This is a genomic window from Millisia brevis NBRC 105863, assembly GCF_001552615.1.
In the GTDB taxonomy this organism is placed as follows: Bacteria; Actinomycetota; Actinomycetes; order Mycobacteriales; family Mycobacteriaceae; genus Millisia; species Millisia brevis.
The window spans coordinates 91246-106069 of record NZ_BCRN01000014.1 but is presented as its reverse complement, the minus strand read 5'-3'; the positions used below and the strand labels follow the sequence as shown (position 1 = coordinate 106069).

12 protein-coding genes are annotated in these 14824 nt (G+C 70.8%); 4 read left to right on the top strand and 8 right to left on the bottom strand.

Annotated elements, in window-relative coordinates; genetic code table 11:
• Positions 1-5: 5 nt before the first annotated feature.
• From MB1_RS18510 to MB1_RS18500, 3 genes are all read left to right on the top strand, one after another.
• Positions 6-1688 carry an NAD(P)/FAD-dependent oxidoreductase gene (locus MB1_RS18510; protein ID WP_066910769.1) on the top strand — a complete coding sequence of 561 codons (1683 nt, stop codon included), beginning with the start codon at positions 6-8 and terminating at the stop codon, positions 1686-1688.
• Positions 1689-1807: 119 nt separating this feature from the next.
• Positions 1808-2845 carry an alpha/beta fold hydrolase gene (locus tag MB1_RS18505; RefSeq protein WP_084352142.1) on the top strand — a complete coding sequence of 346 codons (1038 nt, stop codon included), beginning with the start codon at positions 1808-1810 and terminating at the stop codon, positions 2843-2845.
• A 152-nt stretch (positions 2846-2997) separates the two neighbouring features.
• Entirely contained in the window at positions 2998-4332 is a 1335-nt protein-coding gene (locus MB1_RS18500; protein ID WP_084352140.1) for a lysine N(6)-hydroxylase/L-ornithine N(5)-oxygenase family protein, read from the top strand.
• A gap of 12 nt (positions 4333-4344) precedes the next feature.
• Here MB1_RS18500 and MB1_RS18495 read toward each other — a convergent pair whose 3' ends face one another.
• Positions 4345-4977, bottom strand: a complete 633-nt coding sequence (locus MB1_RS18495; RefSeq protein ID WP_066910763.1) for a pyridoxamine 5'-phosphate oxidase family protein — start codon at positions 4975-4977, stop codon at positions 4345-4347.
• 77 nt (positions 4978-5054) lie between these two features.
• On the opposite strand from MB1_RS18495, the gene MB1_RS18490 reads away from it, so the two are divergent.
• Complete coding sequence (locus tag MB1_RS18490; protein WP_066910760.1) at positions 5055-6494, top strand: aminotransferase-like domain-containing protein; 1440 nt, start codon at positions 5055-5057, stop codon at positions 6492-6494.
• A 29-nt stretch (positions 6495-6523) separates the two neighbouring features.
• Here MB1_RS18490 and MB1_RS18485 read toward each other — a convergent pair whose 3' ends face one another.
• The 7 genes from MB1_RS18485 to MB1_RS18455 form a co-directional block, all read right to left on the bottom strand.
• Positions 6524-6979 carry an SRPBCC family protein gene (locus tag MB1_RS18485; protein WP_066910757.1) on the bottom strand — a complete coding sequence of 152 codons (456 nt, stop codon included), beginning with the start codon at positions 6977-6979 and terminating at the stop codon, positions 6524-6526.
• A 69-nt stretch (positions 6980-7048) separates the two neighbouring features.
• Positions 7049-9298 (bottom strand): NAD-dependent DNA ligase LigA, encoded by a 2250-nt coding sequence (gene ligA, locus MB1_RS18480; protein WP_245650257.1) that lies wholly within the window; start codon positions 9296-9298, stop codon positions 7049-7051.
• 87 nt (positions 9299-9385) lie between these two features.
• Positions 9386-10456, bottom strand: a complete 1071-nt coding sequence (locus MB1_RS18475) for a methionine synthase (RefSeq protein ID WP_066910753.1) — start codon at positions 10454-10456, stop codon at positions 9386-9388.
• The gene (gene mnmA / locus MB1_RS18470) at positions 10453-11559 is read right to left on the bottom strand and encodes a tRNA 2-thiouridine(34) synthase MnmA (protein WP_066910750.1); all 1107 of its coding nucleotides are present in this window, start codon (positions 11557-11559) and stop codon (positions 10453-10455) included. The genes MB1_RS18475 and mnmA overlap by 4 nt, the downstream gene beginning before the upstream one ends.
• Complete coding sequence (locus MB1_RS18465; RefSeq protein ID WP_066910747.1) at positions 11559-12779, bottom strand: cysteine desulfurase family protein; 1221 nt, start codon at positions 12777-12779, stop codon at positions 11559-11561. Before MB1_RS18465 ends, mnmA begins: the two co-directional genes overlap by 1 nt.
• Before the next feature lie 167 nt (positions 12780-12946).
• Positions 12947-13906 carry an electron transfer flavoprotein subunit alpha/FixB family protein gene (locus MB1_RS18460; protein ID WP_066910744.1) on the bottom strand — a complete coding sequence of 320 codons (960 nt, stop codon included), beginning with the start codon at positions 13904-13906 and terminating at the stop codon, positions 12947-12949.
• 52 nt (positions 13907-13958) lie between these two features.
• Positions 13959-14759 (bottom strand): electron transfer flavoprotein subunit beta/FixA family protein, encoded by an 801-nt coding sequence (locus MB1_RS18455; protein WP_066910741.1) that lies wholly within the window; start codon positions 14757-14759, stop codon positions 13959-13961.
• Between the last annotated feature and the right edge of the window lie 65 nt (positions 14760-14824).

The window sequence follows — 14824 nt, the reverse complement described above, 5'->3', positions numbered from 1 at the left end:
GGTCGGTGAGCCCTACGTCACCTGAGTCGGATCGACCGGTCATCGTTCTGGTTGCTCCGGAACACCACGACATCCTGTGCAGCGAATTCGACCGCTACCGTCGCGACTACAACGTCGTGCTGGTCAAGTCGGCCGGCGAGGCCAAGACCACCGCCATCGACTTTCGCGACGCCCACAAGAAGATCGCGTTGATCGTCTTCGAATCCCGTATGCCCGATTTCCCGCTCTTCGCGGCGATCGGCAAGGTCCGCGAATTCGTTCCGACCGCCAGACGGCTGGTCGTCTCCCATATTTCGAACTTCACCGAGGACAGCGAGATGCTGCGCCTCGGTATGGCCACCGGCAAGATCGACGCGCGGCTGCTGATCCCGCAGGGCTCCCGCGACGAGGAATTCCACTATGCGGTCACCGAATTGCTGTCGGACTGGGGCTCGACCGTGCCGGCGCCGGACGTCGAATTCGCGCGGGTGGTCACCCCGACCACCGACCTGGCGACGGTGACCGTCCGCGACTACCTCGACCGGATGGGCATGGCCTACAGCGTGGTGTCGCCGGATTCGCCGGAGGGGCGGGAGGTCCTCGACGACTACGCGGAGGCCGGCCTCGGCGAGCCGGTGTACCCGGTCTGCTGGTCGCGCGGCCGCTTCGTCAGTTCGGCCAGCGATCCGCGTCAGATCCTGACCGCCTTCTTCGGTCGGCCGGACGAGATCGACGTGACCACCGAGGTCGACCTGGCGATCGTCGGCGCGGGGCCCGCGGGCCTCGCCGCGGCGGTCTACGGCTCCTCGGAGGGCCTCAACACCGTCGTCGTCGAGTCGGAGGTGATCGGCGGCCAGGCGGGCACCAGCTCGATGATCCGCAACTATCTCGGCTTCCCGCGCGGGATCTCCGGTATGCGGCTCGCCCAGCGCGCCCGCATGCAGGCGATCAACTTCGGGACCCGCTTCTTCAGCGGCTGGCCGGTCACCGAGCTGATTCCGGGCACCGACGGCGAGCCGCACACCCTGTGCACCGAGGGTGGCGATATCCGGGCGAAGGCCGTGGTGATCGCCTCCGGCGTCGCCTATCGGCGGCTGCCGGTGGCCGGGGTCGAGGATCTGGTCGGCCGCGGGGTCTACTACGGCGCGGCGATGGGCGCCGCCAGCGAGATGCACGGCCGGCACGTCTTCGTGGTCGGCGGCGGCAACTCCGCCGGGCAGGCGGCGATGCACCTGGCCCGGTATGCCTCGTCGGTGACGATCCTGATCCGCCGCACCGACCTGGCCGCGACCATGTCGGACTACCTGATCCAGCAGATCACCTACAACCCGCGGATCGACGTGCGGCCGTGCTGCGAGGTGATCGACGCCGGCGGCGAGGACCGACTCGCCTGGGTCGACCTGCGCGATACGGTCACCGGCACCGTCGATCGGATGGACGCGGCCGGGCTGTTCCTGCTGCTCGGCGCCGCTCCGCATTGCGAGTGGCTACCGGACACCATCCAGCTCGACAGCCACTCCTTCGTCCTGACCGGTCGCGATACGGCTCCGGAGTCGTGGGTCGAGGGACGCCCGCCGTCCAGTCTGGCGACCAGCGTGCCGGGCATCTTCGCGGTCGGCGATATTCGCGCCGGTTCGATGAAGCGCGTCGCCGCCGCCGCGGGCGAGGGTTCCGGGGTGGTGCCGGCCGTGCACCGCTGGCTGGAGTAGCCCGCACCCCCTCACCGCCGCACCCCGAACGTGGTGCGGCGGTGAGCGGTACGCGTTGTCCCGTTTACCATGACGCGGGATGCCCGGATGCCGGGCGCTGCCGAAGGGGTGCGTGACCGATGACAACTGTGCCGTTCGTGCGTGGCGACTCCGCCGGGACCGCCCGCGCAGCACTCTTCGGCCGGCTGCCGGCCCCGACCCGGCGGCCGGCGACCGAGACCCTGATCGACGAGCATCATCTGCGCCTCGATCGATACGCACCGGCCGGTCCCGCGACCCGGCCGCCGGTGATCCTGATCCCGCCGCTCGCTGCGCCCGCGTCCGCCTTCGATCTGCGACCGGGGTGCAGCTTGCTGTCCCACCTGGTCGACCGCGGCCATCCGGTCTACCTGGCCGACTACGGTCACGTCGACGCGGCGGACCGCGGGATGGGCTTGGAGGACTGGATCGATCGGATCATCCCGCGGGCGATTTCCACCGCCGCGGACCACGGCGGCGCACCGATGCCGGTGGTGGGCTGGAGCCTGGGCGGCACAATGTCCCTGCTGACCGCCGCCGCCCATCCCGACCTGCCGATCCGCTCGATCGCGGCGGTGGGCACCCCGATCGACTATCGCCGCATCCCGGCACTCGCCCCCGCCCGCACCGCGGCGCGCATCGACGGCGGCCGAGTGGTCGCCGGGCTCGGCCGACTGCTGGGTGGGGTGCCCCCGCTGGGCGTGCAGATGATGTATCGCCTCTCGGCGATCAACCGCGAGCTGGAACGGCCGCTCTACGTCCTGCGGCACGCCGACGACGAGGCCAAGATGCGGCATCTGGCCGCCGTCGACCGGTTCATGGGCACGATGCCCGGCTATCCCGGTCGCGCCTTCGATCAGATCTGGCGGCGGCTGATCGTCGCGAACGACCTCAATTCCGGAACGCTGCACCTCGGCGACCGGACGATCGATCTGGCGGCGATCACGCCGCCGGTCCTCGCGATCGGCAGTGACGCGGACGCGATCGCCCCGGCCGCGGCGGTCGAGGCGATCACCCGGGTGCTCACCGGCACCTCGGTGCGGTTCGAACGGGTGCCCGGTGGCCATCTCGGCATCCTGACCGGCCCGACGGCCGCGGACACCACCTGGCGCCTGCTCGACGAGCATCTCGCCCGCTGAGCCGCCGGCCGACGGCCCGCGAGGAAGGCGGCAGTCCCGACGCCGACCTGTACACGAATGCGGCCCTCGCCTCGACTTAGTAGCAGAACGTAGCCTAACCTAAGCTACTGTCTCGATAGCTACTGTTTCGACGTCTCGACCGGGAAGGCCCTATGCCAGCCGTCAGTTCGACCGCCACCCTTTCCGGCCGCGGCACCGTCGCTCATCATCCCGATCGCGACCCGTTCGACATCGTCGGACTCGGATTCGGGCCCTCCAACCTGGGTTTGGCGATAGCGGTCGCCGAACACAATGCCGACGTCGACCGGACCGGCGACCGCCGCATCCGCGCCGCCTTCGTCGAGTCGAAGAGCGAGTTCGGTTGGCATACCGGCATGCTGCTGCCGGGGACGACCATGCAGATCTCGTTCCTCAAGGATCTCGCGACGCAGCGGTCGGCCACCAGCGCCTTCACCTTCGTGAACTATTTGTCCGAAAAGTCGCGTTTATCGGAATTCATCAATCACCAAACGTTTTTCCCGACCCGACTGGAATTCCACGACTATCTGCGGTGGGCGGCGGACAAGGTCGAGGCGGACGTGCGCTACTCGACATCGGTTGTCTCCATTCGGGATTGTGGCGACTTCTTCGAGGTCGCGACGGCGGACGGCGAGACACCACTGCGCGCACGGCATGTCGTCGTCGCCGGTGGGTTGGTCCCGCACCTGCCGGCCGGGATCACCGAATCCGACCGGGTCTTCCACAACCATCGTCTGCTCGAGCGCCTCGAGGCCCTTCCCGAGCAGCGCCACCGGCGGTTCGCGGTGGTGGGCGCGGGCCAGAGCGCGGCGGAAGTTGTTGCCCACCTGCACGAGACCTTCCCGGATGCCGAGGTGCACGGGATCTTCGCGCGGTACGGCTACTCCCCCGCCGACGACAGCCCGTACGCCAATCGGATCTTCGACCCGGCCGCGGTCGACGACTTCTACGCCGCCGACGAGCCGGTGCGCCGACGCCTGCTGAGCTACCACCGCTCGACCAACTACTCCTGCGTCGACCTGCCGCTGATCGAGGAGTTGTACCGGCGGGAGTACGCCGAACGGGTCGCCGACGACCGCCGACTGTTCATGCGCGGCGCGTCCGATGTCGAGGCGATCGCCGCGGACGACGCCGGGGTGGATCTGACCGTCCGACACGGCCCCACCCGGCACACCGACGTGCTGACCTGCGACGCGGTCGTCTACGCCACCGGCTTCCGCCCGATGCCACTCGGCGGCCTGCTCGGCGACCTCTACGACGACCGTCACCCGGGCGCGCCGGCGGTCACCCGCGACTACCGACTGGTCACCCGCCGTCCGACGTCGGGCGGCATCTACCTGCAGGGCGGCACCGAGCACACCCACGGCATGTCGTCGTCGTTGTTGTCGAATATCGCCATCCGCTCCGGGGAGATCCTCGACTCGATTCTGCGGGCGTCCGCCGGTACCGCCGCCAGCGCCGCGAGCTGACGCGGCGTCCGGTCAGCCGGCGATCAGGTCGCGCACGGAGGCGGGCACCTCCGCGTCGGTGCCGGCCTCGGCGATCGGGGCACCCCAGCCCCGCACCACCGGCACCACACCGCGCCAGACCCCTGGTTCGGGCCCGTCGCCCGCTCCGCCGACCCGGCGCTTGGCGGTCCACTCGCCGTCGACGATGTCCAGGGCGAGCACCAGGGTGGCGGCGACCTCCTTGGGCAGGTGACCGCGCACCTCGGTCGTCCGGCCGGGCAGCAGGACCTCGCTCAGGGTGGTCAGGGCGACGACCGCACTGTCGCCGTCGAGGGTCCGCGCGACCCCGTTGACCACGGCGGATCGGTAGTTCGCGGAGGAGTCGAAGAGGGTGGCCGCCACGACGAGGGCATCCATCTCGGCGACGCAGAAGGCCACCGGCGCACCATGGGCGGCCCGACGGAAGGCTCCGGCGCCGGTAGATCCGTGCACGAGGATGCGATCGCCGTCGCGGGCGTAGAGCACCGGCACCGACACCGGCAGACCGTCCGCATCGACGGTGGTCAACGTCCCCACCAGGGTCGAGTCGAGGATGTCGTACAACTCGGTGCGGTCGGTCAGCCCGCGATCCTTCTTGCGGGTCAACTGGCGTGGCTGTGTGCTCATATCACCACCTTCCCGGTAATGCGGTCGTCCTGCCAGACCACAAAGCAGCGATACCTCGAGACCACTATGGTGGGAGGGTGCGTACCTCGGCGGTGACCGCAGCCCTTCCCCTGCCCGGCGACCCGTCGGGCGGCAGCGGTGGCCCGGAGTCGCCGACGGATCTGATCTGGCGGTCGCTGGCCGATGGTCTGCTCCTCGACGGCGACCGACTCCCGGCCACCCGCACCCTGGCCGGAACCCACGGCTTCGCCCGCTCCGCGGTGGTCGCGGCGTACGAATCGTTGACCGGTGCCGGGGTGCTGACCAGTCGACCCGGCGGTGGCACCTGGGTGGCGCCGGGCGCCGGCGCCCTCGCTCGGGCGGGAGCGCGCACCGCGGTGCCCGCCGTCGCCGACGACGATCCCTCGATCCCGGACATCCCGCTTCGGTCGGGACGACCGGTCCTCGATCTTCGGCCGGGGGTACCGGATATCGGCCTGATCGATCGCCCGCAATGGCGTCGTGCCTGGCGGGCCGCAACGGCGGAGGTCACCGACCTGCAGCCGACCGGCCACGCGCCGGCCGCGGCCAAAGTGGCGGTGCTCGAACATCTTCGGACCTTTCGCGGGATCACCGCCGATCCGGATCTGGTGACCCTGATGCCGAGCGTCTCGGCGGCCTGTGCGGCGCTGGCCGTCTCGTCCCGGCTGGCCGGTCGAACGATCGCCATGGAGGATCCCGGCTATCCGGAGGCGTTCAGGGAGTTCGCCCATCACGGGATGCGGGTGGTCCCGGTGCCGGTGGATGACGACGGGCTGGTGGTCGACCGCATCCCGAACGGGGTCGACGCGGTGTACGTCACACCCCCGCACCAGTATCCGCTGGGGGTGCCGCTGACCCTCGATCGGCGGCGCCGCCTGCTCGAATGGGCGCACGCCACCGGCGGATTGATCATCGAGGACGACTACGACGGCGAGTTCCGCTACGACACAACCCCGCTGCCGGCGATGCGGACGATGCACAGCGGTGCCGATCGGGTGATCTATCTGGGCACCACCTCGAAGATCCTCACCCCCGAGATGCGGGTGGCGTGGGTGGTGGCGCCGGCCGGGACTCTCGATCCGCCCGGCGCCCGGGAGCTGACCGACGTCTCCGGTCCCGCCATGCGGGCGTTGACCCACCTGATCACCACCGGGGCGCTGGCTCGGCATCGGGCGCGGGCGATGCGCACCTACGCCGCGCGGCGACGAGCCCTGATCGAGCCGCTGCACGCTCGGCTGCCGGCGGTGCGGGTGGTGGGCGCCGCCGCCGGACTGCATTGCACGCTGCTGCTACCCGAGGGTGGCGCCGGGGCGCCCGCACGCTCCGAACGCGAGGTACTCGACGGTCTGGAGGCCGGCGGCTTTCTGGTCTCCGGCCTCGCCCGCTACAGCCCGAACCGGCAGCCGCCGGGCATCGTGGTCGGCTACGCCCGACTACCGGAAACCGCTGCAGGAGGGTTCATCCGGGCCCTCGGCCGGGCGATCGAGCACGGCTGACGCGTCACCCCCGGCGCTCGGTCACAGGCTCAGCCGTCGGCGGCGCCGCTGTCCAGCACCGCCCGCAGCGGCGCGAAGGTAGCCCGCCAGCCGCGTTCCATCGCATTGCGCGCCATCTTCTGCCGACGGTCGGTGATATCGAATCCGCTGTGCGTCACCAGTAGTCGGCTGCCTCGCCCCTCGCCGCGCAGGGTCCAGTCCAGAACCCACCGGGCGGGCTGATCCGCGCGCAGGTCGACCCAGGTGATCGTCAACTGTTCGACCGGCCGACAGTCGAGCACCTCACAGGCGATCTCCCCCACCCGCGGCGGCGGCAGGGTGAAGACGAAGTGCGCCCCGACCCGGGTATCGAATCCGTTGGACGGCAACAGCCATCGTTCGAGCAGCTCCGCCTCGGACAGCATCCGCCATACCGCCTCCGGCGGATGCGGCAGGAAGTTGCCCACCTCGACCGCGGTCGGATCGAGCTCCGCACCCGCGGTCATCGGTCACCTCACGTTCCGGTCACACACCACCGCCGAGATACCGGCAGCCGAATACCTTCCCCGGCAATGCTACCCGTCGGCGGGAGTGGACTGCTCGGTGTCGACCTGTCCCTCCGGCGGCGCCTCCCCGGCCGGCGCATCCTCCGCCGACCCAGCCGACCCGGCGGACTCGGCGGACGGCTGCGCGCTCGGCGGCGGGATGAGCGCCTCCGGCTCCTCGGTCGGCAGCGGGGTCACCGCCTCCGGCCCCTCGGTGAGCAGGACGGTGAACCCGTCCTCGTCGAGCACCGGTACGCCGAGCGAGACCGCCTTGTCGTATTTCGATCCCGGGGCGTCGCCGACCACCACGAAGGCGGTCTTCTTCGACACCGAACCGGCCGCCTTGCCGCCGCGCTGCAGGATCGCCTCCTTGGCCCCGTCGCGCGAGTACGTGCGCAACGACCCGGTCACCACGATCGACAGGCCCTCGAGGTTGCGATCGATCGACGCATCCCGCTCGTCGGCCATGCGGACGCCGGCCTCGGCCCATTTGCGGACGATCTCGTTGTGCCAGTCGACGGTGAACCAGTCGATCACCGCGTGCGCGATCGTCGGCCCGACCCCCTCGGTATCGGCGAGTTGTTCCTCGGTCGCCGCCCGGATCGCCTCGACGCTGCCGAAGGCCGCGGCCAGCGCCCGGGCCGCGGTCGGTCCGACGTGCCGGATCGACAGGGCCACCAGCACCCGCCACAGCGGCCGGTCGAGCACCGCGTGCAGGTTCGCCAGCAGCCTCGCCCCGTTGGCCGACACGGCCCCGGCCTTGGTGGTGAACAGGTCGGTGCGCAGCAGGTCGTCCTCGGTCAACCCGAACAGATCGCCCTCGTCGGTGATCACCTCGGCCTTGAGCAGGGCGGTCGCCGCCTCGTAGCCCAGGCCTTCGATGTCGAAGGCGCCGCGTCCGGCGACGTGGAAGACCCGCTCCCGCAATTGGGCGGGGCAGCTGCGCGCGTTCGGGCAGCGGATGTCGACGTCGCTCTCCTTCGACGGCGCCAGAGGGGTGCCGCATTCCGGGCAGTTCGCCGGCATGACGAAGGGGCGTTCGGTGCCGTCGCGCAGGTCGACCACCGGGCCGACCACCTCGGGGATCACGTCGCCGGCCTTGCGGATGACCACCGTGTCGCCGATCAGCACGCCCTTGCGCTCGACCTCCTCGGCGTTGTGCAGGGTGGCCAGGCCGACCGTCGAGCCGGCCACCAGGACCGGTTCCATATAGGCGAACGGGGTGACCCGGCCGGTGCGCCCGACGTTGACCCGGATGTCGAGCAGCTTGGTGGTGACCTCCTCGGGCGGATACTTGTAGGCGATCGCCCACCGGGGTGCCCGCGAGGTCGCGCCGAGGCGGCGGTGCAGCGCCATCTCGTCGATCTTGACCACCTGGCCGTCGAGTTCGTGCTCGATCGAATGCCGATTCTCGTGCCAGTACCGCACCCGATCGAGGACGCCGTCGATCCCCTTCTCGCGGGTGGTGTGGCGCGAGACCGGCAGCCCCCAGGCGGCGAAGGCCAGGTAGATCTCGTGCTGCGAGGCCGGATCGAAGCCTTCCGCGGCGCCGAGGCCGTGGCAGGTCATCCGCAGCCGGCGACGGGCGGTCACCGCCGGGTTCTTCTGGCGCAGCGACCCGGCGGCGGAGTTGCGGGGATTGGCGAACGGCGCCTTGCCCTCCGCGGTCAGCGAGGCGTTGAGGGCCTCGAAGTCGGCGAGTTCGAAGAACACCTCGCCGCGCACCTCCAACAGGCTCGGCGTCGGGTACTCGTCCGACGCGGTGAGCACCTCGGGGATGTCCTCGATGGTGCGTGCGTTGAGGGTGACGTCCTCCCCCGCGCGGCCGTCGCCGCGGGTGGCGCCGCGCACGAGCCGACCGTCGCGGTAGACCAGCGACAGCGCGACGCCGTCGATCTTGATCTCGCAGAGGAAGTGCAGGTCCGAGCCGCCGACCTCGCGGGTGACCTTCTCGACCCAGCCGCGCATCTCGTCCTCGGAGAAGACGTTGTCGAGGCTGAGCATCGGTTCGATGTGGTCGACGGTGGTGAACTCGGTCGCGAATCCGCCGCCGACCAGCTTGGTCGGCGAATCGGGCACCCGCAGCCCGGGATAGCGATCCTCGAGGTCCTGCAGGCGTCCGAGCAGCGCGTCGAACTCACCGTCACTGATGACCGGTGCGTCCTTGACGTAGTACCGGAACTGGTGGCCGCGCACCTCGTCGGCCACGTCCTGCCACTCACGGCGCACATCGTCGGGCAGGTCACCGGCTTCCGGGACCGGTCCGGCGGCTGCGGACACGTCGGGATCGCTCACTCAGGCAGGTTAACGGACGCCTCCGACGTCTTTCCCGAACGCCGACCGCCCGCGACCCGTGCGAGCCCCGGTTCAGCGACCGAGGGTTTCCGGTTCCTCGGCGAGCGCCCGCGCCACCTCGACCGACAGGTCGGTGGCCCGCCGCGCCCAGGCGGTCGTCGCCCCGGCCAGGCCGCAGGTGGGGGTGACGTCGACGGCGGTACCGAGCAGGGTGCGCGAAAATCCGATGCGGTCGACCAGGTCGAGGGCCGGACGCACGACGGTCTTCCAGTCCGCCGGACGCGCCGGGGCGGTCGAGGGCACCAACCCGAGGAAGAGGCGGGTACCGCCGTCGACCACCTCGGCGACCCCGTCGAGGTCCTCGGTGGTCAGGCCGGTGGCATCGAAGCCGATACCGGCGGCACCGGTGCGCCCCAGCAGCGCGAACGGAACCCCGCCGACCCGCGAGTCGGGCGTGGAATCCCTTCGCGCACAACAATGCAGCACCACTGGCCGACCGATACGCGCGATGACGGTCTCGAGGACGTCCTGTACCCGGGGCTCGCGGACCGCGGCCACCGAGTCGAGGATGCTGACCGCCCCGAGCGAGCCCGCCAGCACCGACGGCAGTTCCGGTTCGTCGAGTTGGACGACCACCGAGACGCCGAAGCGCTTCTCGAGCCGGGCGCTGTGTTCGGCGATGCCCTCGGCCAGCGACGCGGCGATGTCCCGGGCGGCGCCGCGGTCGGTCAGGACGCGGTGGCCGCCGCTCAGCTCGAGGGTGGCGGCCAGCGTCCAGGGCCCGGCCCACTGCACCTTGAGCGTCGGTCGCTCGCGGCCGCCGATGCCGCCGGCCTTCTCCAGGGCTTCCTCGAAGGCGTCGAGGTCGCGGGAGAGCAGGTCGCGGGCGCGCCGACCGACCGGGCCCGGCCGTGACGCCACCCGATATCCGGTGGTCGAGGTGTCGAATTCGATGTCGACCAGCACCGCGGCGCACCGGCCGATCATGTCGGCACCGATACCGCGCGCCGGCAACTCCGGCAGATAGGGCAGGCGGTCGAGTTCGCCGAGGATCACCTCGGCGGCGGCCAGCGGATCGGTGCCGGGCCAGGAGCCGACTCCCGACGCCGTCGGCGGACCATCGAGTATCGGCGCCTCGGTCACCGTGCCGCGACCGATTCCGCGGGCCGGGCCACGCGGATGGTGCCGCTGCCGAGCACGATGTCGCCGTCGACGTCCGGCCGATAGATCACCATCGCCTGGCCGGGCGCGACGCCGCGGATCGGCGTGTGCAGTCGGGCGAGCAGGCCGCCGTCCTCGGTCACCGAGACCGTCGCCTCGACCGGCGCACCGTGCGCGCGCACCTGAACGAGGCAATCGATCGACTCGTCCGGAGCTCCGTCTGCGATCGCCCACACCGCGGGACCGGTTTCGATCGACCACATGTCGAGACGATCGGCCGAACCGACCCGGACCGTTCCGGTGTCCGCGTCGATGCCGGTCACGTACCGCGCGCCGCCATCGGGACCGGGGCCGGCCAGGCCGAGGCCGCGACGCTGGCCGATCGTGAACCCGTGCACGCCGGAGTGTTCCGCCAGCGGGGCGCCGGTGCGGTCGTCGACGACGGCGCCGGGCCGCAGCCCGATGCGAGCGCCGAGGAAGGCGCGGGTATCGCCGGACGGGATGAAGCAGATGTCGTGGCTGTCCGGCTTGTCGGCGACCGCGAGGCCGAGTTCCGCTGCCTCCGCGCGGATCTGCGGCTTGGGGGTGTCACCGATGGGGAACATCGCCCGCGAAAGTCGCTGCGCGTCCAGGACACCCAGCACATAGGACTGGTCCTTGTCGGCGTCGACCGCGCGCCGCAGCTTCCCGTCCGCCAGTCGGGCGTAGTGCCCGGTGGCGACCGCCTCGAAGCCGAGCGCATAGGCCCGGTCGGCGAGCGCGGTGAACTTGATCTTCTCGTTGCAGCGCAGGCAGGGGTTCGGCGTCTCGCCGGCGGCATAGGACTCGACGAAGTCGTCGATGACGTCCTCCTTGAACCGGTCCGCGAAATCCCAGACGTAGAAGGGGATCCCGAGCAGATCGGCCACCCGGCGGGCATCGCCGGCGTCCTCGCGCGTGCAGCACCCGCGCGAGCCGGTGCGCAGGGCGCCGGCGACGGTCGACAGGGCGAGATGAACGCCGACCACGTCGTGCCCGGCGCGCACCAGGCGGGCGGCCGCGACCGAGGAATCGACGCCACCACTCATCGCCACCAGAACGCGCATCATCGACCTCCCACCGCGGCGAGACCGGCGGCCCGGGCCCGCGCCAGCACCGACGGCAGGGCCGCCACCGCGCCGGCGACATCGGCGTCGGTCGAGGTGTGGCCGAGCGACAGTCGCAGGGAACCGCGCGCCGCGGCACGCTCGATACCCATCGCGGACAGCACGTGGCTCGGGGTCGCGACACCGGAGGTGCACGCGGAGCCGGTCGAGACCTCGACCCCGGCGGCGTCGAGCAACATCAACAACGAATCTCCCTCACACCCGGGGAACGACACGTGGACGTTCCCGGGCAGTCGATCGGTCAGCGGGCCGTTGATCACCGCGTCGGGAGCCACCCGTACGATCCCGGCGATCAACGCATCGCGCAGGCGGGACAGTTCGGCGGCCGCGGCCTCCCGGCGGTCGACCGCCTGGTGCAGGGCCGCGGCCATCGATGCGGCGCCGGCGACGTCGAGAGTGCCGGAACGCACGTCGCGCTCCTGGCCGCCCCCGTGCAGCAGCGGCACGCAGGCGACATCGCGGCGCAGCAGCAGCGCACCGACCCCGGTCGGCCCGCCGAACTTGTGTGCGGTCAACGACAGGGCGGAGAAGGCTCCGGAGCCGAAGTCGACCGGCAGGATGCCGACCGCCTGCACGGCGTCGGTGTGGAACGGGATGCCGGCGGCGCGGGTCAGCTCGGCGAGTTCGGCGATCGGCATGATCGAGCCGACCTCGTTGTTGGCCCACATGATCGTCACCAGGGCGATCTCGTCCGCGTGTGCCGCCAATTCGGCGGCCAGGGTCTCGGGTGTGACCACTCCCCGCGCGTCGACGGGCAGCCAGGTGACCTCGGCGCCCTCGTGCGCGACCAGCCATTCGACGGTGTCGATGACCGCGTGATGCTCGACGCTGCTCGCGAGGATGCGTCGACGGCGCGGGTCGGCGTCACGGCGCGCCCAGAAGATCCCCTTGAGCGCGAGGTTGAGGCTCTCGGTGCCGCCGGTGGTGAAGATCACCTCGGACGGGCGGGCACCGAGATCCCGGGCGATCGATTCACGCGCCTCCTCCAGGCGGCGGCGCGCCGCGCGACCGGCCCCGTGCACCGACGAGGCGTTGCCCACCCGAGCCATGACGTCGACCATCGCCTCGACGGCCGCGGGGACCATCGGGGTGGTCGCGGCGTGGTCGAGGTAGATCGCCGAGGATTCGGCGCCCCGGGATTGTGCGGGATTTCCGGTCATAGCCGGTCCAGGGTACCGCCCGGGCCTGCGGGGATCCCGATCACGCCCGGTGCGCACGCCGCCGCGGGGTCCGGAAACGACCGCGGACCCGGGTCGAGGAGACCCGGGTCCGCGGCGACCGATCGCGGGGATCGGTGTCGATCGATGTCGATCGGCGTGTCGGCCGATCAGCCCTTGTGCTTCTTGACCTGCTCGGTCAGCTGCGGGGCGACGTTGAACAGATCGCCCACGATGCCGTAGTCGGCGATCTCGAAGATCGGGGCCTCTTCGTCCTTGTTGACCGCGACGATGGTCTTGGACGTCTGCATGCCGGCCCGGTGCTGGATGGCGCCGGAAATACCCAGCGCGATGTACAGCTGCGGGGAGACGGTCTTGCCGGTCTGACCCACCTGGAACTGGCCCGGGTAGTAGCCGGAGTCGACCGCCGCGCGGGAGGCACCGACGGCACCGCCGAGGGCGTCGGCCAGGGACTCGACAACCGCGAAGTTGTCGGCGCTGCCCACGCCACGACCACCGGAGACGACGACCGATGCCTCGGTCAGTTCCGGGCGATCGCCACCGACGATCGGGTCGGACGAGGTGATCTTGACCGCGGCCTCGGAGAAGTCGGGGAGCTCGATGTCGACACGCTCGCCGGCGCCGGCGGCCGGGGCCGCCTCGATCGCACCGGGGCGCAGCGAGATCACCGGCGCGGCGTCGTTGGCGGTCGCGGCCTCGACGGTGAACGCGCCGCCGAAGATCGAGTAGAGGGTCTTGCCGTCACCCTCGATGCCGACAACGTCGCTGTGCAGCGCGGCGCCGAGGCGGGCGGCCAGCCGACCGGCGACCTCCTTGCCCTCGATCGTCGCGGAGGTCAGCACCGCGGCGGGGGCGACACCCTCGACCAGTCCGGCGAGCGCGCCGACCTTGGGGGTGATCAGGTACTGCGGGACTTCCGCCGACTCGGCGACGTAGATCTTCTCGGCGCCTGCCGCGGTGAGGGCCTCGACCAACGGATCGGCGGTGCCGGGGGCCCCGACGACGACCGCGGACGGCTCGCCGAGGACGCGTGCGGCGGTCAACAGTTCCGCCGTCGACTTCTTCAGTGCCCCGTCGGCCTGCTCGACGAGAACGAGTACTTCAGCCATTCCTCTAGTTCTTTCCGTGTGAGTGAAGTGCGGTGAGCTGGGCGGACGGGCGCTAGATGATCTTCTGCGCGATCAGGTACTCGGCGATCTTGATGCCGCCGTCACCGTCGTCCGCGACCTTCTCACCGGCAGCCTTCGGGGGCTTCGGCGTCGAGGAGACAACCTGCGTGCTCGAATTGGCGACGCCCACGATGCTCGGGTCGACGCCGATATCGGCCAGGGTCAGGGTCTGCACCGGCTTCTTCTTGGCCGCCATGATCCCCTTGAAGGAGGGGAAGCGCGGCTCGTTGATCTTCTCGGTCACGCTGACCACGGCGGGCAGCTCGGCCTCGAGGCCGAAGACGCCCTCGTCGGTCTCGCGCTCGGCGGTGATCGTGGTGCCGGAGATCTCGACCTTGCGGACCTGGGTCAGCGCCGGCAGGCCCAGGTACTCGGCGATGATCGCCGGGACCGCGCCGACACGACCGTCGGTGGCCTCGTTGCCCGCGATGACCAGGGAGGCGGACTCCCCGTCCTCGAAGGTGACCTGGCCGAGGGCCGCCGCCAGGGCGTAGGCGGTCTGGATGGCGTCGGAGCCGTGCAGCGCCTCGTCGCTGATGTGCACCGCACTGTCGGCGCCCATCGACAAGGCCTTGCGGATGGCCTCGCCGGCCCGCTCCGGTCCGGCCGAGACGACCTTGACCTCGCCGCCGTCGCGCTCCTTGATCAACAGGGCCTCTTCGACGGCGCGCTCGTTGATCTCATCGAGGACCGCGTCCGCCGCCTCACGGTCAAGAGTGAAGTCGCCATCGGAAAGCTTGCGCTCGGACCACGTATCCGGAACCTGCTTGATCAATACAACGATATTGGGCATGGGTCTGCGTCGACCTCCTGTGTCGGTGGTAGCGCCCGGGGTGTGAACACCCGAGGTGCGAGATG